Origin of the sequence: Prochlorococcus marinus str. MIT 0918 (assembly GCF_027359415.1) — a bacterium.
GTDB lineage: Bacteria > Cyanobacteriota > Cyanobacteriia > PCC-6307 > Cyanobiaceae > Prochlorococcus_E > Prochlorococcus_E marinus_C.
The window spans coordinates 1722189-1747592 of the sequence record NZ_CP114780.1 but is presented as its reverse complement, the minus strand read 5'-3'; the positions used below and the strand labels follow the sequence as shown (position 1 = coordinate 1747592).

Genomic DNA, 25404 nt, shown 5'->3' with positions numbered 1-25404 from the left:
TCCTTATATATTTTTTTAAAAGCCTTAACGTTGAGCAGATAAAACATTCTTTTTAGGATTCCCAGGAGGTATTTTTTCAATAACAATCAAACTTTCAATAATTTTTCTGGCAACAGGTACTGCAACAGTTGATCCATAAGCATGATTTTTTTTCGGTCCATCTATGGCTACAGCAACGACAAACTTAGGCTGCTCTATTGGCAGAATCGCAACAAAGCTACAAATTTTAGAGTCATAAGTCTTTCCATCTTTTGTTTGATCAGCTGTACCCGTTTTCCCACCTATCCGATAATTATCAATTTTGGCACCTTTTCCACTTCCATTTTCTACTACTGATTCCATCCAATTTAAAACTGTTTGTGTGACATTAGGACTCAATATTGGATCATTTTGTCTAAATCGATTATGAAATTGGATTGATTCATTAAGAAATTCTTTTTTGATATGTGGACTAATCATCCTTCCTCCATTGGCAATTAGCGCATGTAATTGAACAAGCTTTAATGGTGTTATAGAAAATCCCTGTCCATACGAAGCAACAGCCTGATGAATAGGTTGCTTAATAAATACTTGCTTATCTTTTATGTAACCAGGTACAGCCCCAGGCAAATCAGTTTGAGGAATATTGTTCAGACCTAATTGATGAAGCCATTCCCAATACCTCTCTGGACTAATTTTTTGCACAATATTTACCATCCCAACGTTGCTAGAAACCTCAAGAACCTTTGCATAGTCTAATAATCCATTAGGCTTTTTATCCCAATTTGTTAGAGGCCAACCTCCCACAGTTACTACTCCAGAATCAAAAACTGTTCCATCAGGACTAATCACACCTTCTTCAAGAGCCAAAGCAAGATTAATAGGCTTAAAAGTTGATCCAGGTTCAAATAATTCTTGAACAGACCATTCCTTATACCTAGATGCTGGATAATCCCAGTACTTATTAGGATCATAACTAGGAGTAGATGCCAAGGATAAAATCTCACCATTCTCAACATTCATAACAATTGCTACTCCCTTATCTGCATTCCATTTAATTAATTGTTCTCTTAAGGCTTTAAGAGCTACTTCCTGCAATCGTGCATCAAGGGTTAACCGTAAAAGCACATTGTCAGCATTAAAAACACCTGGCTCCAAATCACTAGGCAAAGGTGTACCATCCCTTCCAAATCTAAAACTTCTAATTTTTTCTCTTCTAGAAAGTTCTTTATTTAAGCTTAATTCTAGGCCAGCTTGTGGTACACGATCATAATCTAAAAAACCAACTACATTTGAGAATAATTCATCTTGTGGATAGATTCTTTGTGGATATGGTTCAAGGTCCAAACCCTCAATGCGTAGCGCACGTATCTCAGAAGCAACATCAGGCTTTAAACCTTCTGCTATTTTCATCCGATAATTCTGATTAGAAAATTGTCTGGATAAATTCTCTGCTGATATAAATAATTTCCCTGCAAGTTTTTCAGCTACCTCGTCAGGTTTACGAATAGTTCCTCGCAAATCTCCTGGAAATCTGAATCGAAAGGGCTGAGCATATAATCGATATCTTTTTTCATCCAACGCTATTAATCTTCCCCTTCGATCTACAATAGATAGTCTTTTAGATATAGGTTGAACTTTCTTAGTTTGATTATCACGAGCCCGAGCTTCTAATGTAGAACCTTCAATTAATTGCAACCATCCTACCCTCCCTAAAAGAGCAAAGAGAGCTAAGCAAATAATATAAAAAGCCAGTTTTAACCTATAAGTTGGTATTGGAGAAAGTGGTGCAACATCTAAACGCTTTTTTATCTTTTTTTGCACTTTTGAAAATCTTATAGCTGACATTATTTAGAAACCCCGAGTTATTGGATAACTAATAGCAGAAAATTTATCTCTGAAAATATTAAACAAACGCTTAGATATTTTCCTTTGTCTAGATCTATCTATATAAATAAGATCACTTGACTTGGTAGCCACCATAAGAGTTGGAGAAAAAACTGTTTTTAAAAAATGCCTTTCTAAAACTGCTGTTGACTCCTCAAGTCTATGCGTTAAGTCTCTTGTAGTTTGTAATCGAGAGAAGTTACGTGTCCATAGATGTTGAGAATGCAATGCCAAGCCAGTCATTAAAGCTCCAAAAAAGATAACCGCCAATAAAGCTCCATCCATAGCCCTATGTAAACTTCCCAACAGAGGATATTTTCTTAGAATATTACGTGAAACGAAATAACCCTTAAACAAAAAGAAAGCCTTTTTTGAATATTTTTTAGATCCATCCCACTTCGACTGAACACCTCTTTCATAAGTCACTTAACTGTAGCAATTAGTTTAGTCAACCATTATCCACTATAGGTGGCAAGTTAAAGTTAAAGTGAATTTAAAAATCTAATATTAACTACTCAAAAGCAACAAGTTTGCAAAGGTAACTCCATTCCATAAAGAATGCATAATCATACAAGGCAAAAGGCGTCCAGAACTTAACCGCAATAAAGCTAGACCAACACCTAAAACAAACAGTGGTGGTGTTTCACCAACACTTAAATGAGCTAAAGCAAAAACCAAAGCACTAACTATTACCGCAAAAATCTTACCTTTTTGATTAACTAAAACTGGCAAAAAGACTCCTCGGAAAACAAATTCCTCAAAGACAGGAGCCATAAAAACTGTTGTAACGAAAAGGATCGATAATGACCAAAAACTTTTATTGCTTAATACCATTTCAAGCAAAGGATTGCTACCTCCGGGGTCTCCAAAAAAGAATGTCGTGAGCCAACTTGCTAATAAAACAAACGGGAGGACCATAAACCAACTTTTAAATGCTTGAAAAATTGACTTCGGAATTAAATTAAGTCCCCATTGCATAACTCCATCTAAAGGAGCTTCAAGTTTTGATATCGCTTTTATCTGCTGCCAAAGAATAAGTAATGGAGGTAATGTCATCACACTATATCCAACAAAAACTTTAAAGGATTCTTTAGTAGGGCTAACAATTCCTTGAGTAATGAAATCACTAAGAGGAATAGCAATAAAAGGAGACATAAGCTCCCCTAAAACAACAAAACCTCCAGCTATAAGCAAAATCATATCAACCAACGAAAGAGGCAACGAAGATATTGCAGGCCATACATGATTTTTTCTACCTATAAAACGAATAAATTCCCAAAGAACTAAAGCAATTCCTAATAAAGTTGCCAATAAAGGTAAGACTTGACTCACAAACAATCTAATAGCCATTCGCTGGGAGATCATTGAGTCAATGCAAATATCTGACGGAGCTCCTACTGAAAGACAGGACAATTGATATAGCAACGGATCACTTTTAATGAATTTTATTTCATCAACTAATAAAAGAGGGTCTCTTTTCTGATCAAGACTTTCTAAAATCTTATTTTTTACCAAATCCAAATTCTCATCTTGGAAATCCACTTCTAGAAGAGAGCGGTCTTTTGTATTCGGTCCTTCAATCGCAAACAACAAAAGTCTCTCTCTCTCTTTTAGTTGAGTAACATCAAACTCCTGCAAAGTATTTTTTAGTTCCAATGAAGGATCTATACCCACAAACAAGGGTCTAAAAGTCTTAGGTAACGACGGTGAAGCAAGAACGGCAATCTCTTTTTGATTCAAAGCAAGCTTTGGGCTAACAGAAGGTCGATCAAAACTTTCCTGAAGTCCTTGTTGCCAAACTAAAATTGTTAGCAAAAGTGAGAAAATAGCCACTAAGACTTTCCAGCCAGGAGAGGCTTTTTGCATAAGAAGATTCACTCAAAGAAAAGAAATGAGCACAAAACAACTCTCATCTCACAATCAAGATTAGGTTGAGAGGGTATCCATAGTATGAATTCGTAAAAAACCTCTGCCAATGACCTTACGCCTTCTATTAATTCGCCATGGGTTAAGTACCTATAACCTTGAAAAACGGATACAAGGACGAAATGATCTCTCAACGCTTACAGAGAAAGGAATTCTCCAAGCTGCAAAAACTGGGTTGGCATTAAAAGATTTAAATATTGACGCAATTTACAGTTCACCACTTAAACGAGCAGCAGATACAACAAAAGAATTATCAAAGCATCATCCCCAGATCACCACTGTTTTTGATAATGATTTGCTAGAGGTAGACTTAGGTCCATGGAGTGGACTAACAGTTCATGAAGTCAAAGAAAAATTTCCTGATCTATATTTAACCTGGAAAGATTCTCCTAATGAACTTACTCTTCAAAATGAAAATGGAAATAGCTATAAGCCTATTGAAGAATTAATGCACCAATCAGAAAATTTCTTGCAGAATCTATATGAAAAATATAATCAAGATGAAGATAAGAACATAGTTATAGTTGCACATAATGCAATTCTTCGTTCTTTAATATTAAAGATATTAAACAAACCAAATATTGGATATAGAAGAATCAAATTAGATAATTCATCAATCTCGATTTTCAATATAAACTCTTATAAAAATAATGAATATGATGTTCAAATACAAACTCTAAATAATACAGCGCACCTTGAACAAAAACTATCTCCAAAAGGGAATTCCGCTCGAATTATTCTTGTTAGGCATGGAGAAACAGATTGGAATAAAGCAGGTCGATTTCAAGGACAAATAGATGTCCCACTCAATGAGAAAGGTAAGCAACAGGCTATATCGGCAGGTAATTTTTTAGAGGACATAGTTTTTGACCAGGTTTTTTGTAGCTCTATGTCAAGGCCAATTGAAACGGCACAAATCATTTTAAGAAATCATCCCCCAATTACAATTCAAGAACAAAAAGGACTTATTGAAATTGGCCATGGACTGTGGGAAGGCAAGTTAGAGTCTGAAATCTCTTTAAATTGGAATGACTTATTAACCAAGTGGAAACAATCTCCACAAAAAGTTCAAATGCCTCAAGGGGAGAACATAGAAGAAGTGTCCAAGAGAGCCATGAAAAGTTGGAAGCTTATTTGTAAGAAGCTTTCGCCTCATGAAACTGCTCTTGTTGTCGCTCATGATGCAGTCAACAAAACAATTATTTGCAACCTCCTTGGGCTTTCAACTTCAGATATATGGAAAATCAAGCAAGGGAATGGTGGCATTACAATAATCGACTTAAAAGCAACACAAGATGATCTTGACGTAATCACATCTCTAAATATCACCTCCCACTTAGGAGGTGTAATTGACAAGACAGCTCAAGGAGCACTATAAATTCATGTCTAATTCATATCTATTTGACCCTATTCAAATCCTTTACGGTCCTGACAAAAAGTTAGTTAATGATGCCGTCTTAATTACCAATAGGAAAATAAAATCCTTTGGGGAAGATGCGCGTAATTTAGCCAAAAAATTAAATATAAAAAGAACTAATGCACAAAGTTGGATTTTTGCACCTTGTTTAGTAGATCCTCATTCTTTTCTAGAGAATCACTTCAATAGCAACATAGAGACATTATCAAGTTTGCGAAGGAAAGCGGCATATGCTGGTTACGGACAAATTGCGCTTCTTCCCAAAAGCATACTGTGGAGAGACCTTGCTGAACATTTACAAGGACTATTAAATCCTCAGGGAAATGTTTTCATTCATCTTTGGGGTGGCTTTAGCTTGAAAGGCGAAGGAAAAGTATTATCTTCACATCAAGATCTACTTAATAATGGTGCTATTGGTTTAGCTGATAACGACTTCATCATACCTATAGATTTATTAAAAAAAGGACTTTTACTAGCTGAATTAAAAGATAAGCCTCTTCTAATAGCACCAAGAGATCCATCCATTCAGGGGGATGGGATTGTGAGAGAAGGAGTTGAGGCGCTTCGTTCAGGTTTGCAGCAAGACCCTACAGATAGTGAAATCATTCCATTAAATCTTTTATTGGCATTACAAAAACAACATCCTGAAGCATCGATAAGGTTAATGAACTTATCTACTGCTGCTGGAATTTCGGCTTTAAAACATAGTAATCCACGACCAATGGCTAGCGTATGCTGGTGGCATCTTATAGCAGACCAAACAAAAGTCTCTTCAACAGAATTAGGTATAAAAGTATTACCTTCTCTGGGGAATGCTAATGATAGAAAAAAACTTATCGAAGCACTTCAAGAAAGAATCTTAACGGGTGTATCTGTAACTGGAACCCCATTAGATGAACTTGAGACATTAAAGCCTACTGGTGAGAGAAGGCCAGGTTTAAGTGGGCATAACCTAGTACTTCCTTGTTTGTGGCATGAATTAGTAGAAAAGTCTCAATGGACTGTTGAACAATTATGGGAAGCAATTAGTTTCGGCCCATCTAAACTATTGGGACTAGCTCCTGAAACATTAAGCACTGAAAGTTATCGTTGGCTTTGTTTTGATCCACAAGGGAAGTGGGAGCAAACATCTGATAGACAAAGCCATTGGGGAGAACCATATTCTTCTAATCAACCCTTTAAAGGAAAGCAAATTACAGGGAAAATTATTGATTGTGGGCTCATTGAATTTGATTCAGGTTCCCAATCCTATTAATAGGCCAAAACCTCAAAACCGCCCTACCTAAAATCTGTTCTTCAGGTAAAAACTTATTCCCTGGCCAATACCTCCCATCCCAACTATTAGATCTATTGTCTCCTAAAACCAAAACATGCCCAAGAGGAACTTTTGTTCTTAGAAAGCGACAGTTCATAAAATTAGTATTTTCCGAGGAACAGTAATTCGTCACATATGGCTCATTAACAAATTCATTGTTTATAAACACGCGCCCTTGAGAATTAATAACAACATCATCACCACCAACAGCAACAACACGTTTTATATATGCATAACAGGCTTTGTCAACTATCCCTGGTATGAGGTTAAAAAGAGGAAAACTAACTACAGCACACTTAAGAGTTGAAGGAAGAGGACTAGCTCGATCTGCTATCAAACTCTCATTAAAGGAATGAGGAGAATTAAATACAACGATTTCCCCACGTTGAGGAGTTCGGCTTAAATAAGTAAGCTTCTCTATAATAAGCCGATCATTAATTTGAAGAGTAGGCAACATTGATCCTGAAGGGATATATCGTGCTTCAGCAATAAATTGCTTTACTCCTGCATATAAAGACAATGCAAAGAATATGGGCCCAAACAATTCCCAAAAAGAAGCCCATAAGCTAATCTTCTTACTCTGAAGAGATGAATTTGTTCTTAAATTCTTATCTTTAGAAAAGTCAGCCAACGTTATTAATGAATTCAATTACTTACCATAGTCACATATTTTAGATCTATCTAAGTTAAAAGGGACTTTACATAATTATGGCTATACCACGTTGGCAAGAAAGAAATCAGGAGTCTGAGAGTGTGTCCTGGAAAGTCTGGGAAAAGCTTCTAGCTTTCATTGCAATTATCAATCTTGGTTGGATTCTTTTTGACATTAGCTACATTCCTTTAAGGAGTTTTTGGCTAAATAGAAGTATTTATATAACTAATTCCTCATCAATATCTTTAAAATGGATTCCTAACATTACTGATGCTTATGACAAAATCAAGGGGATAAAGACTGATGAAAAGAGCAAGGAAAATCAGATTATTTTCAAAGCCCTTAGTAAAGAAATAAAAAATGGAGACCGCACAGAAAGCAATTTAGTACAGCAATTGTTGAAGCAGTATGAGTCTTCTACAATTGATTTACTAAAATCATTGCCCAGTCGATTGCCTGATAGTGTTAACAAAGTAGAAACAATAAAAACTCATCTATATGAAAGATCAGAAGAATCAAACTACATAATTGGAATCAAGAAATTACTGAGTAAAAATTATATTTCTAATGATCAGCTAAAATCTGAGTTACTCTTTTGGGAAACAGAGATACTACCTTTAATTAGAACAAATTATTCAAGAATAATTAATCAAAATGGAACCTATATGCAGTCATCATGGAAAATAGACTTTCCTTTCCAAATTCTTTTCTTAATAGATATAATCCTATCTATATATAAAACAAAGCGTAAATTTCCAAAAATTAAACTTAGCAATGCAATCTTAAAAAGATGGATTGACTTACCTCTTCTTTTACCATTTATGAGGCTATTAAGATTAATCCCAATAACAGAAAGAATATCAAAAGCTAAATTAATACAATTCGAACCAATTAGGGCGGTTATAAGTCAGTGGGTAGTAGCATTAGTAGCTATTGAAATAATAGAAATTCTAACTTTTAGGACAATTGATTCAATACAAAATATAATTAGATCTCCTATTCTTCCAGAAAAAATTAGAGGTCTATGTAGTTATCAATCTATTCAGAAGAAAGAGACCTCTGAGATATCAGATTTTATAAGGATATGGGTTCCATTACTTCTCAAAAAGATAGGCCCTAATATGCGCCCTCAATTAATATCATTATTTGAACATGCTATTCAAAGAAGTCTTGAAAATAATTCCTTCCCCAAAGTACTAAAAAATAATAAAATCATTGAGATTGCAGAGTCAACAATAAGTATACAAATGGCCTCAAGCTTAGTAGATACAATAATTGAATGGTCAAAAAATACAGGTACTGAGATTTCTAAAAAAGACATAGTGCTTGAAGCTCTAGCTCTTAAAGTAATAGATCGTTTCTGGGAGGAGATTGCTTCATCATTAGAAGACGATACTTTATTAAAAAATAGTCAATTCCTTCTAACTTCAATACTTGAAGAGTTTAAATTACTAAGTCTTAATGAATTCACAAGTCAAGACAGTATGAATAAAGTAATTAGTGAATTAGATGACTTTAATTCAAAAAGAAACTTTCCCACTTAGATTCATTAAATCCAACTATTATTTCACCATTAGTATTTACAACAAAAGGTCTTTTAATCAACTTGCTATCTTTTGAAAGCAATTCAATCACCTCACTATCTTTCATTCGTTTAATTAATTGTGCCCCAATATTTCTATAACTTTTACCACTAGTATTTAATAGATACTTTCTATCACCCAATTGCTTTACTCCTTCCTTAATAAGACTTGAAGGAGGAGGACATTTAATTATATCTATTATCTCATAAGCAATACCATTTTGGCTAAGCCAACTCAATGCTTTTTTACAACTTCCACAAAGGGAATAACTATAAACTTTAATTAACACTTGATTAGCCATAAAGAAGAACTAACGCAAATATATACTAATTTCTAAAAATTATAGAATAATTATTCATTTAGACTTATTTTTTTTTGCCTTGATACATTCTTTTAATAGATCTTCTACCGCATCATGATCACGCCAACCATCAATCAATACAACTCTACCTTCTAAGCTCTTATAAGTTCTAAAGAATTCTGCTACATCTTCAAGTTGATTGGGGGCAATTTGGCGAATACTAGTAATATCTTTCTGACGTGGATCTGCAACAGGCACACATAATAACTTGCCATCATAAGCACCTTCATCATGCATATCTAATAGGCCAATAGGTCTGGCTTTAATTAAACAACCAGCAAATGTTGGCTCTTGCATAATAACCATTGCATCTAAAGGGGCACCATCTTCAGCAAGAGTATTTGGAATAAAGCCATAATCAAATGGATAACGAACCGATGAATGAAGAACTCGATCTAGAGCCATGATTCCTGCTTCTGCGAAGTATTCGTATTTATTCCTACTACCAGCAGGTATTTCTACTACTAAATTGACTAATCCAGCAGAAGGAGCAGGTGATAAAGGGTTTAAATCCATTGTTTGTTATGACTGTAGAACAATTAATTAAGTTAATTTTCCTTAAGAAAACAATAAAAATCAATGGGGATTTAAATTCCATAATATCAAAAGCTATTGTCTTAGGTTAAAAGGATAAGCGATCTTCTTAAAAAATTAAATAAGGCAAAATTAAATTATTAATAGAAAAATATAATTTACAAAAATATTAGGATTAATTTAATGCGACTATGAATAATTCTCTACAATTTATTAATCAATCTAAAAAATAAAGGTTATTTGTAAATCTTTTCAGATTATTTATTCAACCCATCTAGCTTAATTCTTATAGACTTTAATTCATCAAGAATTAATAGCAAAACCTCCTGAGTCGCAGTAGATGGAGAATTAAGCACTTCTACATTAACCTCTTTTATTCTAAGAATGTCTTTGGCAAACCTAGCCACTTCGTTGGAGTGGAACAAAAGCGGGTCTTTTTGATCACTTCTGAATTCAGGGTTTAGCTTTCTCGGATTAAAAGGAGGGTTAAGATTACGTGGGTCAGTATTTGTATATCTATAGACAGAGGCTCTAGATCGATTCAATGATTTTTGGACCTCATCTATGCCAACAAGAGAGTCTTGGGCTGAGTTGAAAGATGATGCTTCTGTATCCACACCTGAATAGTCAGAAGAAGACTTGAATGACGAAGAATCTAATTCCCCCCTAAACATATTTCTACTAAAACCATAAAACCTTGTCAGAAAATAGCAGATCCATCAAAAGAGTTCTACAGACAATCCTATGGTCATGACAGTTTTGTAATTGGAAGCCACGAGGGAGATTATTGTTAGTCTCTAAGTATTCATATCAAAGGAGAATCTCTATGCGCGTCTCCCGCCTGTTGCTGGTGACGCTGCGGGATACACCCGCCGACGCCGAAATAGTTTCACATCAACTGCTTGTCAGAAGCGGATTTATCAAGCGTGTTACTTCAGGGATATATGCTTATATGCCATTAATGTGGAGAGTAATTAAGAAGATTACTTCAATTGTCCAAGAAGAATTAGATGACAGGGGGTGTCTCCAAACACTTTTACCACAATTACATCCTGCAGAGTTATGGCAAAAAACTGGTAGATGGGATAGCTACACAGCTGGTGAAGGCATAATGTTTAATCTTAAAGATAGGCAAAATAGAGAACTTGGCCTTGCACCAACTCATGAAGAAGTAATTACAAAAATAGCAGGGGATATTTTGCAATCTTATAAACAACTTCCTGCAAACCTTTATCAAATTCAAACTAAATTTAGAGATGAAATTAGGCCAAGGTTTGGCCTAATGAGAAGCAGAGAATTTATAATGAAAGACGCTTATTCGTTTCATTCAAATGAGTTAGATCTGAAAAATACATATCAAGAGATGAATAATGCTTATGAAAAGATTTTTAAACGATGTGGTCTTGAAATAGTAGCTGTAGATGCTGATAGTGGTGCCATTGGCGGGGCAGAATCAAGAGAGTTTATGGTTACAGCAGAGGCAGGTGAAGATCTTATATTAGTAAGTCCAGATAAAAAATATGCTGCCAATCAAGAAAAGGCTATATCTCATCCAAATGAAGCTCAAAAGCTTAGACTTAGTAATTCTAAGCTTATAGAAACAAAAGATCAAAAAACAATAGAAGATCTTTGTAAAAATAACTCTTTTGATCAGACTCAAATAGTAAAAGTAATTATTTTCATAGCTACTTTAGAAGGCAATATAAAACAACCAATACTAATAAGTATTAGAGCTGATCAGGAGGTTAATGAAGTAAAGCTCAGCAATGCAATAAGTCAACATCTAAATAAATCTTTACTTAAACTCACAGCCACTTCTAAAGAAGATTTGGATTCTGAAGGGATAAGTGAAATACCTTTTGGTTATATAGGCCCAGACTTGGATGACTCTTGTTTAAAAACAGCAATTAAATGGAATAAAAAGTTTATTAGATTAGCAGATCATACAGCGCTAGATTTAGAGTCTTTTGTTTGTGGATCAAATAAAACTGATTACCATAGAGCATTTGCTACATGGTTATCTCTTGGAGGAAAGCCTCATGGAGTTGACATTAGAAAAGCAATGGCAGGAGACAAATGTATTCATGATTCAACACAGAAACTTACACAAAAAAGAGGTATTGAAATAGGGCATATATTTCAATTAGGTCGTAAATATTCTTCATCAATTGAAGCTACTTTTACAAATGAATCTGGGTTTGAAGAACCTTTCTGGATGGGATGCTATGGAATAGGAATATCAAGGCTCGCTCAAGCTTCTGTAGAACAGAATCATGACGACTCAGGGATTATATGGCCCATAACAATTGCTCCCTTTGAAGCAATTGTATTAATAGCAAATATGAAGGACGATAATCAAAGAAAATTAGGTGAAAGTATATATCTGAAGCTTATGAAACAGGGTATTGACGTGATAATAGATGATAGGGATGAAAGAGCAGGTGTAAAATTCAAAGATGCAGATTTGATAGGTATACCATGGAAAATAATTGCAGGGAGGGACTCAGCTTCAGAGAAGGTGGAATTAATCAATAGAGCTAATAAGGCTTCACAAGTACTCAATTATGAAGAAGCGATTTCACAATTAATCAAAGAAATTCATCAGCAAAAAAATCGATTTTGACTTACTCTCTATGAAACTAGATTTACTTACTAAATACAACATGTATGAAAGCCTTTCTCAGTACTTCCAAAAGTTCATAAGAGTTTCATTCTCTCTTTTAATAGGTCTCTTGATTGTCTTACATCCTTTTGGACAGACTGTCACAGCTGAAAAGCCTTCTATGTCAGGTGACTTTGTCAAAGATACAGTCTCAGTAGCTCAAACTCTAAAAGAGACAATTGCTTTGCCAACTGAAGATGTAGACAAGCAGTTAGAGGCTAAGGATCAAGCACTAGGGTTAATTACCGCTTATATCTCGAGATATAGGAATCGACCTCAGGTCAATAGTTCCTCATCTTTTACGACAATGCAAACTGCCTTGAACTCAATGGCAGGCCATTACAAAACATTTTCTAACAGACCTTTACCAGAGAAGTTAAAAGAGCGTCTAAATAAAGAACTATCAAGAGCTGAGAAAACAGTAGTAAAAGAAATTCAAACGTAACTTTTAAGTCATTTAATTGACTTAACCATAAAAATCGAAAATTGTTGTAAACTCTGGATTTAAACGGTTTCGTACCGTAATTTCATTGGCAAACGTTGTCGTCATAGGTGCTCAGTGGGGTGATGAAGGGAAAGGTAAAATCACCGATCTTCTAAGTCGCTCTGCTGATGTTGTTGTTAGATATCAAGGAGGCGTCAATGCTGGTCATACCATTGTTGTTGAAGACAAGGTCCTTAAGCTTCATTTGATTCCTTCAGGAATCCTTTATCCAGATACCATTTGCTTAATAGGTTCTGGAACAGTTGTCGATCCAAAAGTGATGCTTGAAGAAATCTCAATGTTGAAAGAAAATAATATTGATATCTCAGGTCTAAAACTAGCTTCAACAGCACATGTGACCATGCCATATCATCGTTTAATTGATATGGCAATGGAGGAACGAAGAGGTGCAAAAAAGATAGGAACTACTGGCAGAGGGATTGGGCCTACTTATGCTGACAAAGCACAAAGGAGTGGAATAAGAGTTATAGATTTACTTGATGAAACTAAGCTCAGAGAATCAATAGATATACCTTTAAAAGAAAACAATGCTTTACTTAAAAAGATTTATGGTAGAGAAACTCTCGACAAAGAACTAATTATCAAAGAATATCTCGGATTCGGAAAACTTCTAGAGCCTCACGTTGTTGATTGCACGAGAATAATTCATCAAGCATCAAGGAGAAAAAACAATATTCTGTTTGAAGGAGCCCAAGGAACTCTTTTAGACCTTGATCATGGGACTTACCCATTTGTAACCTCCTCCAATCCTGTTTCCGGAGGTGCATGCATAGGTGCAGGAGTAGGCCCAACACTTATTGATAGAGTAATAGGCGTTGCTAAAGCTTATACAACTAGAGTGGGTGAGGGCCCATTCCCAACCGAACTTAGTGGGAAAATCAATGATCAGTTATGCGATAAAGGCGGTGAGTATGGAACAACAACTGGAAGAAGAAGAAGATGTGGATGGTTTGATGGGGTTATTGGTAAATATGCCGTAGAGGTCAATGGACTAGATTGCCTTGCTATTACGAAATTAGATGTACTTGATGAACTTGAAGAAATTAAAGTTTGCACATCTTATGAACTTAATGGTAAAAAGATTGATTATTTCCCTAGCAGTTCAGAAGACTTTAGCAAATGCAAACCAATATTTGAAACACTACCTGGCTGGAAATCTTCAACAGCTAATTGTAAGAATTTGGATGATCTTCCTGAAGCAGCAATGTCTTACTTAAGGTTTCTTGCAGAGCTAATGGAAGTTCCTATAGCTATCGTTTCCTTAGGAGCAAATCGAGAACAAACTATAGTAGTAGAAGACCCCATACATGGACCTAAGCGTGCATTATTAGGAAGTTAAAGTTATTCAATATATTTCTAATGATCATAAGATTTAACCCTCTATATTAATTAATCACAATGAAAACTAAAAAATATGATGTAGTTGGAATTGGGAATGCAATCGTAGACATTCTTATCAAGACAGAAGATTCATTTCTTTTAGAAAACTCATTGCCAAAAGGCAATATGAAACTAATCAATGAAACCGAAGCAGAATATCTTTATTCTAAAAGTGGAGCAGGGATAGAAACCTCTGGTGGGTCTGCAGCTAATACAATTGCAGGACTATCTAAATTAGGAATTAAAACTGGTTTTATTGGAAGGGTTAGAGAAGATCAACTTGGGAATATATTTATGCATGATATTCGTTCTACTGGAGTATTATTTAATACTCCAATTATTAAAGATGGGCCTTCAACAGCTAGATGCCTTATTTATGTTACCCCTGATGCTGAAAGAACAATGTGCACATATCTTGGTGCATCGGTTTTTCTAGACACTAAAGACTTAGATCTATCTTTAGTAAGGGAAACAAAAATCTTATATTTAGAAGGGTATCTTTGGGATCAAAGTTCAGCCAAAAGTGCTTTAGAAATATCCGCAAAGGAATGTAAAGACTATGGGGGCAAAGTAGCATTATCACTTTCTGATTCTTTTTGCATTGAACGTCATAGAGAAAGTTTTAAACGTTTAATAGAAAATCATGTTGATATTATTTTTGCAAACGAATCTGAAATTATTTCACTATACGAATCAGAAGATTTCAAGGCGGCAATGGAAATAATTAGACCCAAATGTAAAATAGCCGTATTAACAAGAGGAAAGGAGGGCTCTGTTATTATTGAAAAAAACAATACTTATTTTATAGATTCTTATAATCTCGGCAAGGCAATAGATACAACAGGTGCAGGAGATTTGTATGCTAGTGGCTTTCTTTATGGTTATACAAACAATAAAGACTTACAAGCATGTGGACAACTTGGAGCAATTTGTTCAGGTCATATAGTTACACAATTTGGTCCTAGATCAGAAGCATCTCTTAGTGATTTAATAAAAAAATATTGCTAGCTAAATATTATTTGAAAGTCATTTCATATAACCATTCTTTATATTCCTTACTAGCACAAGCATTCAAATAAATAATCTCTGGAACTTCATAGCTATGGAACTTTTTTATTAAGTCATTTACCTTATGAATTAGGTCTAACCTTGTCTTGATAAGTAACTGAACTTCATCTCCATTTACTAATTTATCTTTCCACCAATAAATAGAACTTATATTAGAAAAAGTTATGCAAGCAGCTAATTTTTTTTTTAAAATAACTTCCGCTAATTGCTTAGCATTCTTATCATTACTTTCATTAGTTAAAACCAATAGCAGATCATTCTCATTAAAAATCACAGGGGAAAATTATTAATTACTTTAAAATTAAACACTTATCTTAAATACTCAAACATTTCAGAAATAGTATGAAATACACTAACTTCTTTCGACACTCTTGGACGTGAAATCAACCATAAATCAAGTTTTTGTTCTTTAGCAATATTTTGCCAAACCATCTGTGTCTGCCCTTCAGACTGCCTAGCAACCACACCGGTTATCTCCCAATTTCTGCATAGCCCTGATTCAAATTCACCAATAGTTTTACCTAAAAGTGGTTTAAGCACTGCTATATGACTTTCAGGCAATTCACATGCCAAGGCTTTAGTCAATCCTTCAACAGTTGGCAAAACCCTTGCAAAAACAGTTGCGCCTCCTTGAGAAGCTAAATTAATAGCCTCTGGTAGAGATCTTGATCCAATTGCAAATAAAATTCTTTTCCCAGATAAATCAAAATTAAGTAATTCTTCGTAAGTTTTAATTAAAAAGGCTTTTGAGCTAGTTCGACAAGAGCGTTCAAAACGAATTAAAGGCTGATTCAATTCTTGGCAAACTGTCTTGAGATTAGAACTTATTACCGCTGCGAATGGATGCGTAGCATCAATAATTACATCAAATCCCTGTTTTTTTTCCTTAGTTTTTGCCAGGAGTAAACGGATACCATCAGGTCCATCCAAAGCGCCTATCCATAGCGATTCCAAAGGTAAATGGGCATATGACTGAGAAGCCTGGACAGTCACAACGCTTACACTCACTTTCCAACCTTTAGAAATTAAAGCTTTTGCTATCAAAGGGCCTTCACCTGTTCCAGATAACAACCAAATATGTTGGTGGCAATTTCTCCTCATGTGTATCAAGATAACTCTCACAGATTGAAAGAAAAATGAATCACTGCTTATTAGAAGTAATGGTCAAGACTGCCCCGACCATTCGTTACACGCAGGACAGTCAAACTCCCATTGCAGAAATGGAAGTTAGCTTCGAAGGGCTTAGGGCAGATGATCCAAGAGGTTCTATAAAAGCTATAGGTTGGGGGAACCAAGCTCAGACTCTGCAAAACAACGTTAAAGTTGGTGAAAAGATTATTCTTGAAGGCCGATTAAGAATGAATACTGTCCCTAGACAAGATGGGACAAAAGAAAAAAAAGCAGAATTTACTGTTTCAAAAATTCATTCAGATAACTCATCTAATCCATCAGAGCAAAATCCCAATTTAGAGTCCACAACTTCCAATTCACCTAAAGGCCCTAACTCTTCTGAAAAAACTTCAACAACAACTCAACCTAACGAGGCTGTTACGTGGAATGCATCACCTCTAATACCTGATACTGATGACATTCCTTTTTAAAACAACTTTCTGATAATTAACTCCCAAATTGATTAGTTGATGCGGCAAGAAAGTGACCAAGCTCCCTTTCTAAAGCAGCCAAATCATGCCTAAGTTCAGGCCAGCAACCTTTATCAATCTTTTCTAATAACAAAGCCCTATCATTATCCAAAAGAGCTATAAGCTCATGCAAATCAATAGATTGTTTATCTGGTGATGCCATCAATGTTTCTCTCTAAACAAAATTTAAGCCCTAACAAGCCCAAATTACTAAAATGAACAAACTTCCGTCACCTGCAAGTCTAATTTCCATAACAGGTGGAATCCTTGCAATTATAGGACTTATTTCCTATTTCAATGATGCGGCAAACTTAAGCGTTCCTACTTTTTTCTATGGTGTGCCTATTTTACTAATCGGGTTAGCCTTGAAAAATTCTGAGATACCTCCTGCTAAAAGTTCCATACAAAAATCAGACTTAAACAAATTAAATTTAAAAGGACCCAAAGAGCTTTCTAACCTAATTGGCGACGTTACAAGATTCCGCTATGGACAAAGAGCTCATCTTGAAACATCCCTTCAGGCATTAAAGCTTTGGGATGAAAACAAACCTCCACAGCTGCGGGAAATTGAATTAATAGAAAAAAATCAAAAATTTGGTATTCGAATGACATTTTTGTTTTGTGGTGTTCCTATAGAGAAATGGGAAGAAAAAAAAGATCGTTTAGGCAGATTCTTTGCAAGTAATTTAAAAGCAAGTATCACTGCTCCTAACCCTGAAGAAATAATCCTTGAACTTCTTCCAATTACAAATACAACCGACAATGACTAAAACAAATGATATTAAATAATTATTCTTCAGACACAAAAAAATCAATACAGACTAGTCATTGCGATCAAGACTCTATAAGAGTCTCTGTACTAAGCGAAGCATTGCCTTATATACAAAAGTTTTCAGGCCGTCGAATTGTAATCAAATACGGCGGTGCGGCAATGAAGAATGAAAAGCTAAAAGAAGCTGTTTTTAGAGATATTGCATTATTGTCAACAGTAGGAGCTCATCCAATAATTATTCATGGAGGCGGACCAGAAATAAATCAATGGCTCAGCAAACTAAAAATCAATAGTCAATTCCGTGATGGATTACGAGTTACTGATTCAGCAACAATGGATATTGTCGAAATGGTTCTTGTAGGAAGAGTAAATAAGCAAATAGTTAATGGAATAAATAAATTAGGAGCTTCCTCAGTAGGACTGTGTGGAATTGATGGAAGGTTAATTGAGGCACGTCCATTGGGCGATGGGAGTCATGGATTAGTTGGAGAAGTTGCAAGAGTCAACCCAGAAGTTATTGAACCTCTTATAGATAAAGGCTATATACCCGTGATCTCTAGTGTTGCTTCCTCTGAAGTCGGAACCAACTACAACATCAATGCAGATACTGTTGCTGGGGAAATAGCAGCTGCCATTGGAGCTGAAAAATTGATTTTATTAACAGATACTCCTGGTATTTTAGAAAAAGAGAACGACTCCAATACACTTATTCAGCAGATACGTCTATCAGAAGCACGAAAGCTTATAGAAAACGAAATTGTAAAAGGTGGCATGATGCCAAAGACCAAATGTTGTATTCGAGCCTTAGCTCAAGGGGTTTCTGCTGCACATATTATCGATGGCCGCATTTCACATGCCCTCCTTTTAGAATTATTCACTGACAAAGGCATAGGTACAATGATTATTGGACGGGGTTAAATAATGAGTCGGGAAACGACTCTAAAACTAGCTGAAGAAGCTTTAGCCAGAGGTTCTTACCATGAATGTATTACATCTCTAGAAACACTTCTGGAACAAGATTCTCTTCTTACCTCAAATGGAGCAAAATTAGGAATATTAATGATCACAGCTTTAGTAGGCACTGGAGAATCCTCAAAAGCTCTTTCTTATTGCAAACAACTCACAAAACACAAAGATGATTCTATTCGCCAACAAGCTAAACAATTACTCTCAATATTAGCCTCGCCTGAATTAGAGAGGCCTAAAAGCTGGTCAATCGAGATACCTAATTTAAATATTAATAGTTTAAGCAAAAATAAGAATTATATTAATAAGCAGAAGCCAAAGAAAATTGAACCCAAAGCTCCTACTGGGGAGACAAAAGATCTAAAGATAGGGTTTACATTAACAACACTAACAATTCTTTTACTATTAACATTTCTTCTGAGTGGGTGTATGAGGTTTACCACCGAAATTCAATTAAAAGGGGCAGATAAGTTAGCGATAAATTGGTCTATTAAAAGTAATTCTAATAAAATCCTACCTTGGCAAGAAGAATTTATTTCTTCAATAAGAGAATTAACTCCTAAATTAAATATAGAAACTACTGAAGAAGGAATTCAAAATATTTATTCTCAATCATTAAATTCGAAAGATGCAAATATTTTATTAAAGAATACCCTTTTAAGAGCCTCTAATACAGCTGGAGTTGAAATGCCTCCAACAAATATGAATTTGCAGGAAAAAAATTGGCTAATAGGAATACAACAAAATCTTGATTTAAATATTGATCTTACGAAATTCCCAGAGATACCAGGACTAAAAATAGAAGTTAATATTAATCCTTTATCGCCTAAGTCAATTCCTAAAGGCAGCCCAGTTCAACCAACAATTAACGATAAAAACATCAATTGGCAACTTCAATTAGGAAATATAAATAAATTATCTATTCATAAATGGCATTGGAGTCGACTTGGGCTAGGGACTATAGGGATTATTTGCATAATGCTTCTAAGTTTAATTATTCAAAATATTAAGCTTCAAATGGGATTTGGCTTCCCTGAATTGCCTCCATAACAAAATAATCTTTATAATTGAATAGGGTCTGGATCAATAGACAAGCTTATATCTTTAGGAAGACATTTATACAAATCATCCAAACAAGGCAACGGTAATGCACTCAATTCGGGACCGTGCAATAAAAGTTGCCAACGGCTTTTACCTGCAACTCTTTCGACTAATGAAGGAGAAGGACCTAAAAGAATCCAACCAGTTTTGTGACATAAAGGTTTAATATATTCTGCTAATGCTGTTGCAGATGTAGCTGTCAAAGAAGAAGATTCACCTGACAGCCTAAGTAAACATGCTCTGCTATATGGAACCATTCCAGCATTACGTCTTAACTCAGCTTCTTTTTTTAAAAAATTTTCATAACTCCCATCTATCAGATGTTGAATCACTGGGTGTTCTGGAGAGTAAGTCTGTACAAGGACTTTCCCAGGTTTTTCACCTCGGCCAGCACGACCTGCAAGTTGTAAAAACAGCTGCAATGCTTGTTCTTCAGCAAATAAATCTGGACGATGCAATAAGCCATCAGCAGCCAGTACAACAGCCAGAGTAACCTTTGGCAAATCCATGCCTTTAGCAAGCATTTGAGTCCCAATCAGAACATCTGCTTCTCCATCTGCGAACTGTGAAAGCAGCTTTCTATGTCCATCACGGCCCCGGGTAGTATCTCTATCAAATCTTAAGAACCTTAAGTCTTCAAGCTCATTCTCGAGTTGTTCTATTACACGTTGAGTCCCTGCTCCAAATGGTTTAAAAGCATTTGAGCCACATTCATTACATTTAATTCCTATAGCTGCTTGATAATCACACCAATGACATCTCAAGACCTGATGATTATGTCTATTTTTATGAACAGTTAATGATACATCACAATTTGGACATTGAACGACATCGCCACAACTACGACAACTTAGGAAAGTACTATAACCTCTCCTTGGCACCAAAATCACAGCTTGTTCACCCAATTTTGGCAAGGCCGCAAGGCGGTCAATTAAAGGTCTGCTTAGAATTCGTCTATTTCCATCAGCCAATTCCTGTCTCATATCTACAATAGAGACCGTAGGCAAAGGCTTATCTGCTATTCGAGTGGTTAACCGAGCTAAAGAAATAGATCCATTAGGGTAGAGCCTTTTCCAGGTAGATAGTGAAGGAGTAGCACTTCCTAAAACGACTTTTGAACCAATTCTTTGCGCACGTTCCAAGGCAAGCTCCCTAGCATGATAACAAGGCATTGGGTTTTCTTGTTTATAAGAGCTATCATGTTCTTCATCAAGAACGATTAATCCTAAAGGAGATAGAGGGAGAAAGACTGCTGAACGTGTTCCTACTACTACTACTGGGTAAGTAGCTGTTAAGACAGCACGCCAAGTTTTAACCTTTTGACTATCTGAGCAGCTACTGTGATATTCCAAAACTTTAGACCCGAAGCGTTGTACAAAGCGATCAACAAGTTGAGGTATTAGTCCTATTTCCGGAGTCAAAATTAAACAATTTCTTCCTTTAGATAATTCTCTTGCTGCCATCTGTAAGTAGACTTCTGTCTTACCTGAACCTGTGACACCCCATAGAAGTAGTGCTGAACCTGGTACTTGTTTGTCATAAAGATCTAAAGCATTGATCTGTTCATTAGTAAGGGAGCGTTCTTTATTATCTGGGGAAGGATTAATTGCTTGCAGGCCAACCTCTTTTTGGAAATTCAAACAACGTTTCTGACGCCTTACTATCCCCTTTTGCAAACAACCTTTTAAAAATGCTATGGAAAAGCCTTCTAAAAGAAGGTCTTTCTGCCAAGCACCTTTATGTTCAGATAGGAACCGTTGAAGGGCTCTTTGTCTAGGGGAAAGTTTTTCTGAAGAAATATCTGAAGTTTTTAAAAAAAACCACCACAACATTCGAGGCTCAAAATTATTTTTCCTCCCTTTCCCTAGCCAGCCAGAAGGCAAAGCTGCTTTAATCATTTTGAATGAACTGATGTGACATTGAGCTGCTGTCGATTCAATCCATTCACGCCAAGACGGTTCTACTGCGGCTTTCTGCAAAAGCGCATCAATATTGCTTAAGGAATAATTTTCAGTCTGACAATTAGTTTCTTTTGTTGTACCAGGAAGTCCTTCATTAATTTGAACGACAAGTCCATGCATTTTTCTCCCTTTTAATCGCACAAGAACTATGTCCCCAATATCTGTCCCTAAACAATTCCCATCAGCATAAGTAAAGCAACGGCCTTCCCTTCCTACATCTAGCCAAACTTCTATTTCTTTAAAGCCCATAGAGAAACAGTTGCCTACTTTAGAAATTTTTCATAAACTTAAATTGATACAGCAAATAGCTGTTATCTCAACAATACAGAGTTCTGTTCAGAGGGAAGGTAAGAAGCTCAGCTTTTTGGGGGTGCAACCTCAAAAAAGTCAAGCCTGCCTGAGAAAGCCCCTAGCAGCTCTGCAGGAACCACTAAGCCATTTTAATAACACATTTATAAGAGGTTCATTCTTAATTGAAAATATCATTTGCCATTGAGAAGGGTAATTGATGTTTATTGATTATAAAATTCCAACCTCAAAAGAATTGTTATTGAAATTCAAGGTGCTCAAAAGTAAATATCTTTTCTAAAGCACTAACTTCTATCCTTTTGTGAGTTTTTAAATGAGCACTATTATCACCCAAAAAAAAGCTGTTAAAACTGCCAAAGCAAAATTAAATCAAGAGAAAAAGATTTCCTCTACTTCCAATACAAACGAAGTGAGCAAAAAAAAGAAAAAGAAAAAAAGCAGCCCAAACAATAGTGTTAATACTGCAACTTCATCTGAAATTAATGCTGAAGAATTAGATCCTTCAAATCAAAATTTAGACCTTGTTGCTGATGAGCTTCTTCGTGCTAGTGATAGCCAAACTGATACTGATACTGACTTAGATTTAACATCAAGCTCATCTGAGGAAGATTTAAATTTAAGTGATCAAGAAGCAAGAGAAAAAGCACTTGCGAGTATCAAGCTTGGCCCCAAAGGCGTTTATACAGAAGACTCCATTAGGGTTTATCTTCAAGAGATTGGTCGCATAAGACTACTTAGACCCGATGAAGAAATTGAACTGGCAAGAAAAATAGCAGATCTTCTTCATCTAGAAGAACTTGCTCTCCAATTTGAAAGTGAACATGGTAATTACCCTACAAAAAAAGAATGGGCCGCTTTAGTGAACATGCCAATGGCAAGGTTCCGTCGAAGGTTAATGCTTGCACGAAGGGCAAAAGAAAAAATGGTTCAATCAAACCTCCGTCTAGTTGTTTCAATCGCAAAAAAATATATGAACAGAGGTCTTTCCTTTCAAGATCTCATTCAAGAAGGAAGTCTTGGGTTAATTCGTGCTGCAGAAAAATTTGATCATGAAAAAGGGTATAAGTTTTCAACATATGCAACTTGGTGGATCCGTCAAGCAATCACAAGAGCAATTGCAGACCAAAGTCGAACAATAAGGCTCCCTGTCCATCTATATGAAACCATTTCAAGAATCAAAAAAACCACAAAAGTCCTTAGTCAAGAGTTTGGAAGAAAGCCAAGTGAAGAAGAAATTGCCGAAAGTATGGAGATGACCATTGAAAAACTTCGCTTTATAGCTAAAAGTGCTCAACTACCTATCTCACTAGAAACTCCAATAGGGAAAGAAGAAGATTCTCGTCTAGGAGATTTCATTGAATCAGATTCAGAAAACCCTGAATTAGATGTTGCCAAAACACTTCTCAGGGAAGATCTCGAAGGAGTTCTTGCTACTCTTAGCCCTAGAGAAAGAGACGTTCTTAGATTGCGTTATGGACTTGATGATGGACGAATGAAAACATTAGAAGAAATCGGGCAGATTTTTGATGTCACCCGAGAGCGCATACGCCAAATAGAGGCAAAAGCCTTAAGAAAATTACGGCACCCCAACAGAAATGGTGTGCTTAAAGAATATATAAAATAGAAATTTCTAATTTTCCACAGATTTATTTGTGTCCTGCAAATCTATCAACTCAAGCAATCTAGTCCTTTAGGATACTCATCAATTAAATAAACATCAGACTTATAAAGTATCTCTTTGAGAATTAAAATAATGTCACTCAAATGAGTAATGTAATTAAGTAACAAGAATTGCTAATGGCTCTAGATCAAGTGCGTATCGCCTCAAGACGCAGCCAGCTAGCTATGGTTCAAACTAACTGGGTTAAAGAAGAGTTAGGGAAAGCCTTCCCTAATATTGATATTTCAATAGAAGCGATGGCTACTCAAGGAGACAAAATCCTTGATGTAGCTCTTGCAAAGATTGGAGACAAAGGACTCTTCACTAAAGAACTTGAAGCACAAATGCTTGTAGGGCATGCAGATATTGCAGTTCATTCTCTCAAAGATCTCCCTACTAATCTTCCTGATGGGCTAATTCTTGGTTGCATAACAGAAAGAGAGGACCCTGCAGACGCCTTAGTAGTGAACAAAAAGAATGAAGAATATGAACTAAATACTCTCCCTTCAGGATCAATTGTTGGGACCAGTTCCCTGAGACGCCTTGCTCAACTTCGTCACAGTTATCCTCATCTTCTTTTCAAAGACGTTAGAGGCAACGTAATTACAAGATTAGAAAAGCTCGATGCAGGTAACTATGATTGCCTGATACTTGCTGCTGCAGGTCTTACAAGGCTTGGATTTAGTCATCGAATACATCAACTAATTCCAAATGAAATATCACTTCATGCAGTTGGGCAAGGGGCTCTAGGAATAGAGTGCGTACAAGGTAATTCAGATATTCTAAAAATAATCAAATCTTTAGAACATCAAGAAACTTCTCAAAGATGTCTTGCAGAAAGAGCATTTCTTAAAGAATTAGAAGGAGGTTGCCAAGTCCCTATTGGTGTTAATAGCAAAATTGAAGGCGACAACCTTATCCTCACTGGAATGGTTGCCAGTCTTGATGGGACAAAACTTATCCGTGATCAAACCAAAGGTCTTGCTATCAACCCTGAAACAATTGGTATTGACCTAGCTAATACACTTAAAGATCAAGGAGCAATGGAAATTCTTGAAGTTATATTTAAAGAAGCTCGAATATAAAAACAAAAGAAATCAACTGCAAAACTTTTTTAATAAATTCATCTTTAATTTTTCAATTAATTAATTGTGGATCAATTTCAGAAAGATAGCGACTCTCGCAAGTTTTAATAATTTCCACTGCTTTTTCAATACCAAAGAAACCATTAACTCTGCATGTTCCTGGCTTCTTAAGATCTTTATAATGTTCCCAATAATACTTAGTCTCATTAATCCAATGTTCCCCTAATAATTCATAACTTGTGATGTGATCTAATCTTTTGTCATCTGCAATAACAGCAATTACCTTATCATCAACTTCACCTCCATCATCAAAAGTCATAATTCCAATTATTCTTGCTTCAACAATTGATCCTGGAATTAAAGGTTCTGTTACTCCAACAATCTCTATATCTAAAGGGTCCCCATCTTCATCCCAAGTTCTAGGAATACATCCATAGGCAAATGGATAGGCCAAAGATGAATAACCCACTCGATCCAATTTGAGATGGCCTGTTTCTGTGATTAATTCATATTTATTAATTGTATTTGAATTGAGTTCAACGATTGTATTCACTCTTAAACTTGCTTCATCAGCAAAAGCAGGCAAAATATGCAACAAATTTGGCATAATGCGACTAGGAGCCTGATCAAGATTGGCCATA

25 protein-coding genes are annotated in these 25404 nt (G+C 35.6%); 13 read left to right on the top strand and 12 right to left on the bottom strand.

What is annotated here, in order from left to right:
• Nucleotides 1-24: 24 nt before the first annotated feature.
• From O5636_RS09475 to O5636_RS09465, 3 genes are all read right to left on the bottom strand, one after another.
• Complete coding sequence (locus tag O5636_RS09475) at nucleotides 25-1827, bottom strand: peptidoglycan D,D-transpeptidase FtsI family protein (RefSeq protein ID WP_269622541.1); 1803 nt, start codon at nucleotides 1825-1827, stop codon at nucleotides 25-27.
• Between the two features lie 3 nt (nucleotides 1828-1830).
• Complete coding sequence (locus O5636_RS09470) at nucleotides 1831-2292, bottom strand: hypothetical protein (RefSeq protein WP_269622540.1); 462 nt, start codon at nucleotides 2290-2292, stop codon at nucleotides 1831-1833.
• Nucleotides 2293-2373: 81 nt separating this feature from the next.
• The gene (locus tag O5636_RS09465) at nucleotides 2374-3732 is read right to left on the bottom strand and encodes a CPBP family intramembrane glutamic endopeptidase (protein ID WP_269622539.1); all 1359 of its coding nucleotides are present in this window, start codon (nucleotides 3730-3732) and stop codon (nucleotides 2374-2376) included.
• Nucleotides 3733-3841: 109 nt separating this feature from the next.
• Between O5636_RS09465 and O5636_RS09460 the strand changes: the two genes are divergently transcribed.
• Together O5636_RS09460 and O5636_RS09455 are read left to right on the top strand one after the other, a co-directional pair.
• Nucleotides 3842-5170 carry a 2-carboxy-D-arabinitol-1-phosphatase gene (locus tag O5636_RS09460; protein WP_269622538.1) on the top strand — a complete coding sequence of 443 codons (1329 nt, stop codon included), beginning with the start codon at nucleotides 3842-3844 and terminating at the stop codon, nucleotides 5168-5170.
• Between the two features lie 4 nt (nucleotides 5171-5174).
• Nucleotides 5175-6464, top strand: a complete 1290-nt coding sequence (locus O5636_RS09455; RefSeq protein WP_269622537.1) for a dihydroorotase — start codon at nucleotides 5175-5177, stop codon at nucleotides 6462-6464.
• Here O5636_RS09455 and lepB read toward each other — a convergent pair.
• A complete protein-coding gene (gene lepB / locus O5636_RS09450; RefSeq protein WP_332299707.1) occupies nucleotides 6430-7173 on the bottom strand; it encodes a signal peptidase I in 744 nt (247 codons plus the stop codon). The two genes, O5636_RS09455 and lepB, sit on opposite strands and share 35 nt — an antisense overlap.
• Before the next feature lie 59 nt (nucleotides 7174-7232).
• On the opposite strand from lepB, the gene O5636_RS09445 reads away from it, so the two are divergent.
• Nucleotides 7233-8720: a hypothetical protein gene (locus O5636_RS09445; RefSeq protein ID WP_269622536.1), complete on the top strand. Its 1488-nt coding sequence runs from the start codon at nucleotides 7233-7235 to the stop codon at nucleotides 8718-8720.
• Here O5636_RS09445 and O5636_RS09440 read toward each other — a convergent pair.
• The 3 genes from O5636_RS09440 to O5636_RS09430 form a co-directional block, all read right to left on the bottom strand.
• Nucleotides 8692-9060: a Spx/MgsR family RNA polymerase-binding regulatory protein gene (locus tag O5636_RS09440; RefSeq protein WP_269622535.1), complete on the bottom strand. Its 369-nt coding sequence runs from the start codon at nucleotides 9058-9060 to the stop codon at nucleotides 8692-8694. The two genes, O5636_RS09445 and O5636_RS09440, sit on opposite strands and share 29 nt — an antisense overlap.
• Before the next feature lie 54 nt (nucleotides 9061-9114).
• Nucleotides 9115-9636, bottom strand: coding sequence for an inorganic diphosphatase (locus O5636_RS09435; RefSeq protein WP_269622534.1), 522 nt, complete (start codon nucleotides 9634-9636; stop codon nucleotides 9115-9117).
• A 275-nt stretch (nucleotides 9637-9911) separates the two neighbouring features.
• Nucleotides 9912-10328, bottom strand: a complete 417-nt coding sequence (locus tag O5636_RS09430; RefSeq protein WP_269622533.1) for a resolvase — start codon at nucleotides 10326-10328, stop codon at nucleotides 9912-9914.
• A 152-nt stretch (nucleotides 10329-10480) separates the two neighbouring features.
• On the opposite strand from O5636_RS09430, the gene O5636_RS09425 reads away from it, so the two are divergent.
• The 4 genes from O5636_RS09425 (at nucleotide 10481) to O5636_RS09410 (ending at nucleotide 15209) form a co-directional block, all read left to right on the top strand.
• Complete coding sequence (locus O5636_RS09425; RefSeq protein WP_269622532.1) at nucleotides 10481-12277, top strand: proline--tRNA ligase; 1797 nt, start codon at nucleotides 10481-10483, stop codon at nucleotides 12275-12277.
• A 10-nt stretch (nucleotides 12278-12287) separates the two neighbouring features.
• On the top strand, nucleotides 12288-12761 hold the full coding sequence (psb27, locus tag O5636_RS09420; protein ID WP_269622531.1) for a photosystem II protein Psb27: 474 nt from the start codon (nucleotides 12288-12290) through the stop codon (nucleotides 12759-12761).
• Between the two features lie 85 nt (nucleotides 12762-12846).
• Nucleotides 12847-14160, top strand: a complete 1314-nt coding sequence (locus O5636_RS09415) for an adenylosuccinate synthase (protein WP_269622530.1) — start codon at nucleotides 12847-12849, stop codon at nucleotides 14158-14160.
• A gap of 59 nt (nucleotides 14161-14219) precedes the next feature.
• Nucleotides 14220-15209: an adenosine kinase gene (locus O5636_RS09410; protein ID WP_269622529.1), complete on the top strand. Its 990-nt coding sequence runs from the start codon at nucleotides 14220-14222 to the stop codon at nucleotides 15207-15209.
• A gap of 7 nt (nucleotides 15210-15216) precedes the next feature.
• Here O5636_RS09410 and cutA read toward each other — a convergent pair whose 3' ends face one another.
• Together cutA and cobK are read right to left on the bottom strand one after the other, a co-directional pair.
• Nucleotides 15217-15543, bottom strand: coding sequence for a divalent-cation tolerance protein CutA (gene cutA, locus O5636_RS09405; protein ID WP_269622528.1), 327 nt, complete (start codon nucleotides 15541-15543; stop codon nucleotides 15217-15219).
• A 35-nt stretch (nucleotides 15544-15578) separates the two neighbouring features.
• On the bottom strand, nucleotides 15579-16370 hold the full coding sequence (gene cobK, locus O5636_RS09400; protein WP_269622527.1) for a precorrin-6A reductase: 792 nt from the start codon (nucleotides 16368-16370) through the stop codon (nucleotides 15579-15581).
• Nucleotides 16371-16405: 35 nt separating this feature from the next.
• Here cobK and O5636_RS09395 point away from each other — a divergent pair, with 35 nt between their 5' ends.
• Entirely contained in the window at nucleotides 16406-16870 is a 465-nt protein-coding gene (locus O5636_RS09395; protein WP_269622526.1) for a single-stranded DNA-binding protein, read from the top strand.
• A gap of 16 nt (nucleotides 16871-16886) precedes the next feature.
• Here the strand turns inward: O5636_RS09395 and O5636_RS09390 are convergent, their stop codons facing one another.
• Nucleotides 16887-17072 (bottom strand): hypothetical protein, encoded by a 186-nt coding sequence (locus tag O5636_RS09390; protein ID WP_269622525.1) that lies wholly within the window; start codon nucleotides 17070-17072, stop codon nucleotides 16887-16889.
• Nucleotides 17073-17124: 52 nt separating this feature from the next.
• On the opposite strand from O5636_RS09390, the gene O5636_RS09385 reads away from it, so the two are divergent.
• The 3 genes from O5636_RS09385 to O5636_RS09375 are packed head-to-tail and all read left to right on the top strand — an operon-like array spanning nucleotide 17125 to nucleotide 19697.
• Nucleotides 17125-17679: a DUF2854 domain-containing protein gene (locus tag O5636_RS09385; RefSeq protein ID WP_269622524.1), complete on the top strand. Its 555-nt coding sequence runs from the start codon at nucleotides 17125-17127 to the stop codon at nucleotides 17677-17679.
• A gap of 5 nt (nucleotides 17680-17684) precedes the next feature.
• Nucleotides 17685-18599 carry an acetylglutamate kinase gene (argB, locus tag O5636_RS09380; RefSeq protein WP_269622523.1) on the top strand — a complete coding sequence of 305 codons (915 nt, stop codon included), beginning with the start codon at nucleotides 17685-17687 and terminating at the stop codon, nucleotides 18597-18599.
• Between the two features lie 3 nt (nucleotides 18600-18602).
• On the top strand, nucleotides 18603-19697 hold the full coding sequence (locus O5636_RS09375) for a DUF3153 domain-containing protein (protein ID WP_269622522.1): 1095 nt from the start codon (nucleotides 18603-18605) through the stop codon (nucleotides 19695-19697).
• A gap of 11 nt (nucleotides 19698-19708) precedes the next feature.
• Here O5636_RS09375 and priA read toward each other — a convergent pair whose 3' ends face one another.
• Nucleotides 19709-21958 carry a replication restart helicase PriA gene (gene priA / locus O5636_RS09370; RefSeq protein WP_269622521.1) on the bottom strand — a complete coding sequence of 750 codons (2250 nt, stop codon included), beginning with the start codon at nucleotides 21956-21958 and terminating at the stop codon, nucleotides 19709-19711.
• Between the two features lie 373 nt (nucleotides 21959-22331).
• Here priA and rpoD point away from each other — a divergent pair, with 373 nt between their 5' ends.
• Both rpoD and hemC read left to right on the top strand, forming a co-directional pair.
• Complete coding sequence (rpoD, locus tag O5636_RS09365) at nucleotides 22332-23642, top strand: RNA polymerase sigma factor RpoD (protein WP_269622520.1); 1311 nt, start codon at nucleotides 22332-22334, stop codon at nucleotides 23640-23642.
• Nucleotides 23643-23815: 173 nt separating this feature from the next.
• Entirely contained in the window at nucleotides 23816-24763 is a 948-nt protein-coding gene (gene hemC, locus O5636_RS09360; RefSeq protein WP_269622519.1) for a hydroxymethylbilane synthase, read from the top strand.
• A 52-nt stretch (nucleotides 24764-24815) separates the two neighbouring features.
• Here hemC and O5636_RS09355 read toward each other — a convergent pair whose 3' ends face one another.
• A complete protein-coding gene (locus O5636_RS09355) occupies nucleotides 24816-25403 on the bottom strand; it encodes an inorganic diphosphatase (protein ID WP_269622518.1) in 588 nt (195 codons plus the stop codon).
• Nucleotide 25404: the final 1 nt, after the last annotated feature.

Excerpts from the sequence above, each read along its gene's own strand:
- O5636_RS09475 (WP_269622541.1), bottom strand. The coding sequence starts at position 1,827 with ATGTCAGCTATAAGATTTTCAAAAGTGCAAAAAAAGATAAAAAAGCGT.
- O5636_RS09465 (WP_269622539.1), bottom strand. The coding sequence starts at position 3,732 with ATGCAAAAAGCCTCTCCTGGCTGGAAAGTCTTAGTGGCTATTTTCTCA.
- O5636_RS09460 (WP_269622538.1), top strand. The coding sequence starts at position 3,842 with ATGACCTTACGCCTTCTATTAATTCGCCATGGGTTAAGTACCTATAAC.
- O5636_RS09455 (WP_269622537.1), top strand. The coding sequence starts at position 5,175 with ATGTCTAATTCATATCTATTTGACCCTATTCAAATCCTTTACGGTCCT.
- O5636_RS09445 (WP_269622536.1), top strand. The coding sequence starts at position 7,233 with ATGGCTATACCACGTTGGCAAGAAAGAAATCAGGAGTCTGAGAGTGTG.
- O5636_RS09440 (WP_269622535.1), bottom strand. The coding sequence starts at position 9,060 with ATGGCTAATCAAGTGTTAATTAAAGTTTATAGTTATTCCCTTTGTGGA.
- O5636_RS09435 (WP_269622534.1), bottom strand. The coding sequence starts at position 9,636 with ATGGATTTAAACCCTTTATCACCTGCTCCTTCTGCTGGATTAGTCAAT.
- O5636_RS09430 (WP_269622533.1), bottom strand. The coding sequence starts at position 10,328 with ATGTTTAGGGGGGAATTAGATTCTTCGTCATTCAAGTCTTCTTCTGAC.
- O5636_RS09425 (WP_269622532.1), top strand. The coding sequence starts at position 10,481 with ATGCGCGTCTCCCGCCTGTTGCTGGTGACGCTGCGGGATACACCCGCC.
- psb27 (WP_269622531.1), top strand. The coding sequence starts at position 12,288 with ATGAAACTAGATTTACTTACTAAATACAACATGTATGAAAGCCTTTCT.
- O5636_RS09410 (WP_269622529.1), top strand. The coding sequence starts at position 14,220 with ATGAAAACTAAAAAATATGATGTAGTTGGAATTGGGAATGCAATCGTA.
- cobK (WP_269622527.1), bottom strand. The coding sequence starts at position 16,370 with ATGAGGAGAAATTGCCACCAACATATTTGGTTGTTATCTGGAACAGGT.
- O5636_RS09395 (WP_269622526.1), top strand. The coding sequence starts at position 16,406 with ATGAATCACTGCTTATTAGAAGTAATGGTCAAGACTGCCCCGACCATT.
- O5636_RS09390 (WP_269622525.1), bottom strand. The coding sequence starts at position 17,072 with ATGGCATCACCAGATAAACAATCTATTGATTTGCATGAGCTTATAGCT.
- O5636_RS09385 (WP_269622524.1), top strand. The coding sequence starts at position 17,125 with ATGAACAAACTTCCGTCACCTGCAAGTCTAATTTCCATAACAGGTGGA.
- argB (WP_269622523.1), top strand. The coding sequence starts at position 17,685 with ATGATATTAAATAATTATTCTTCAGACACAAAAAAATCAATACAGACT.
- O5636_RS09375 (WP_269622522.1), top strand. The coding sequence starts at position 18,603 with ATGAGTCGGGAAACGACTCTAAAACTAGCTGAAGAAGCTTTAGCCAGA.
- priA (WP_269622521.1), bottom strand. The coding sequence starts at position 21,958 with ATGGGCTTTAAAGAAATAGAAGTTTGGCTAGATGTAGGAAGGGAAGGC.
- rpoD (WP_269622520.1), top strand. The coding sequence starts at position 22,332 with ATGAGCACTATTATCACCCAAAAAAAAGCTGTTAAAACTGCCAAAGCA.
- hemC (WP_269622519.1), top strand. The coding sequence starts at position 23,816 with ATGGCTCTAGATCAAGTGCGTATCGCCTCAAGACGCAGCCAGCTAGCT.
- O5636_RS09355 (WP_269622518.1), bottom strand. The coding sequence starts at position 25,403 with ATGGCCAATCTTGATCAGGCTCCTAGTCGCATTATGCCAAATTTGTTG.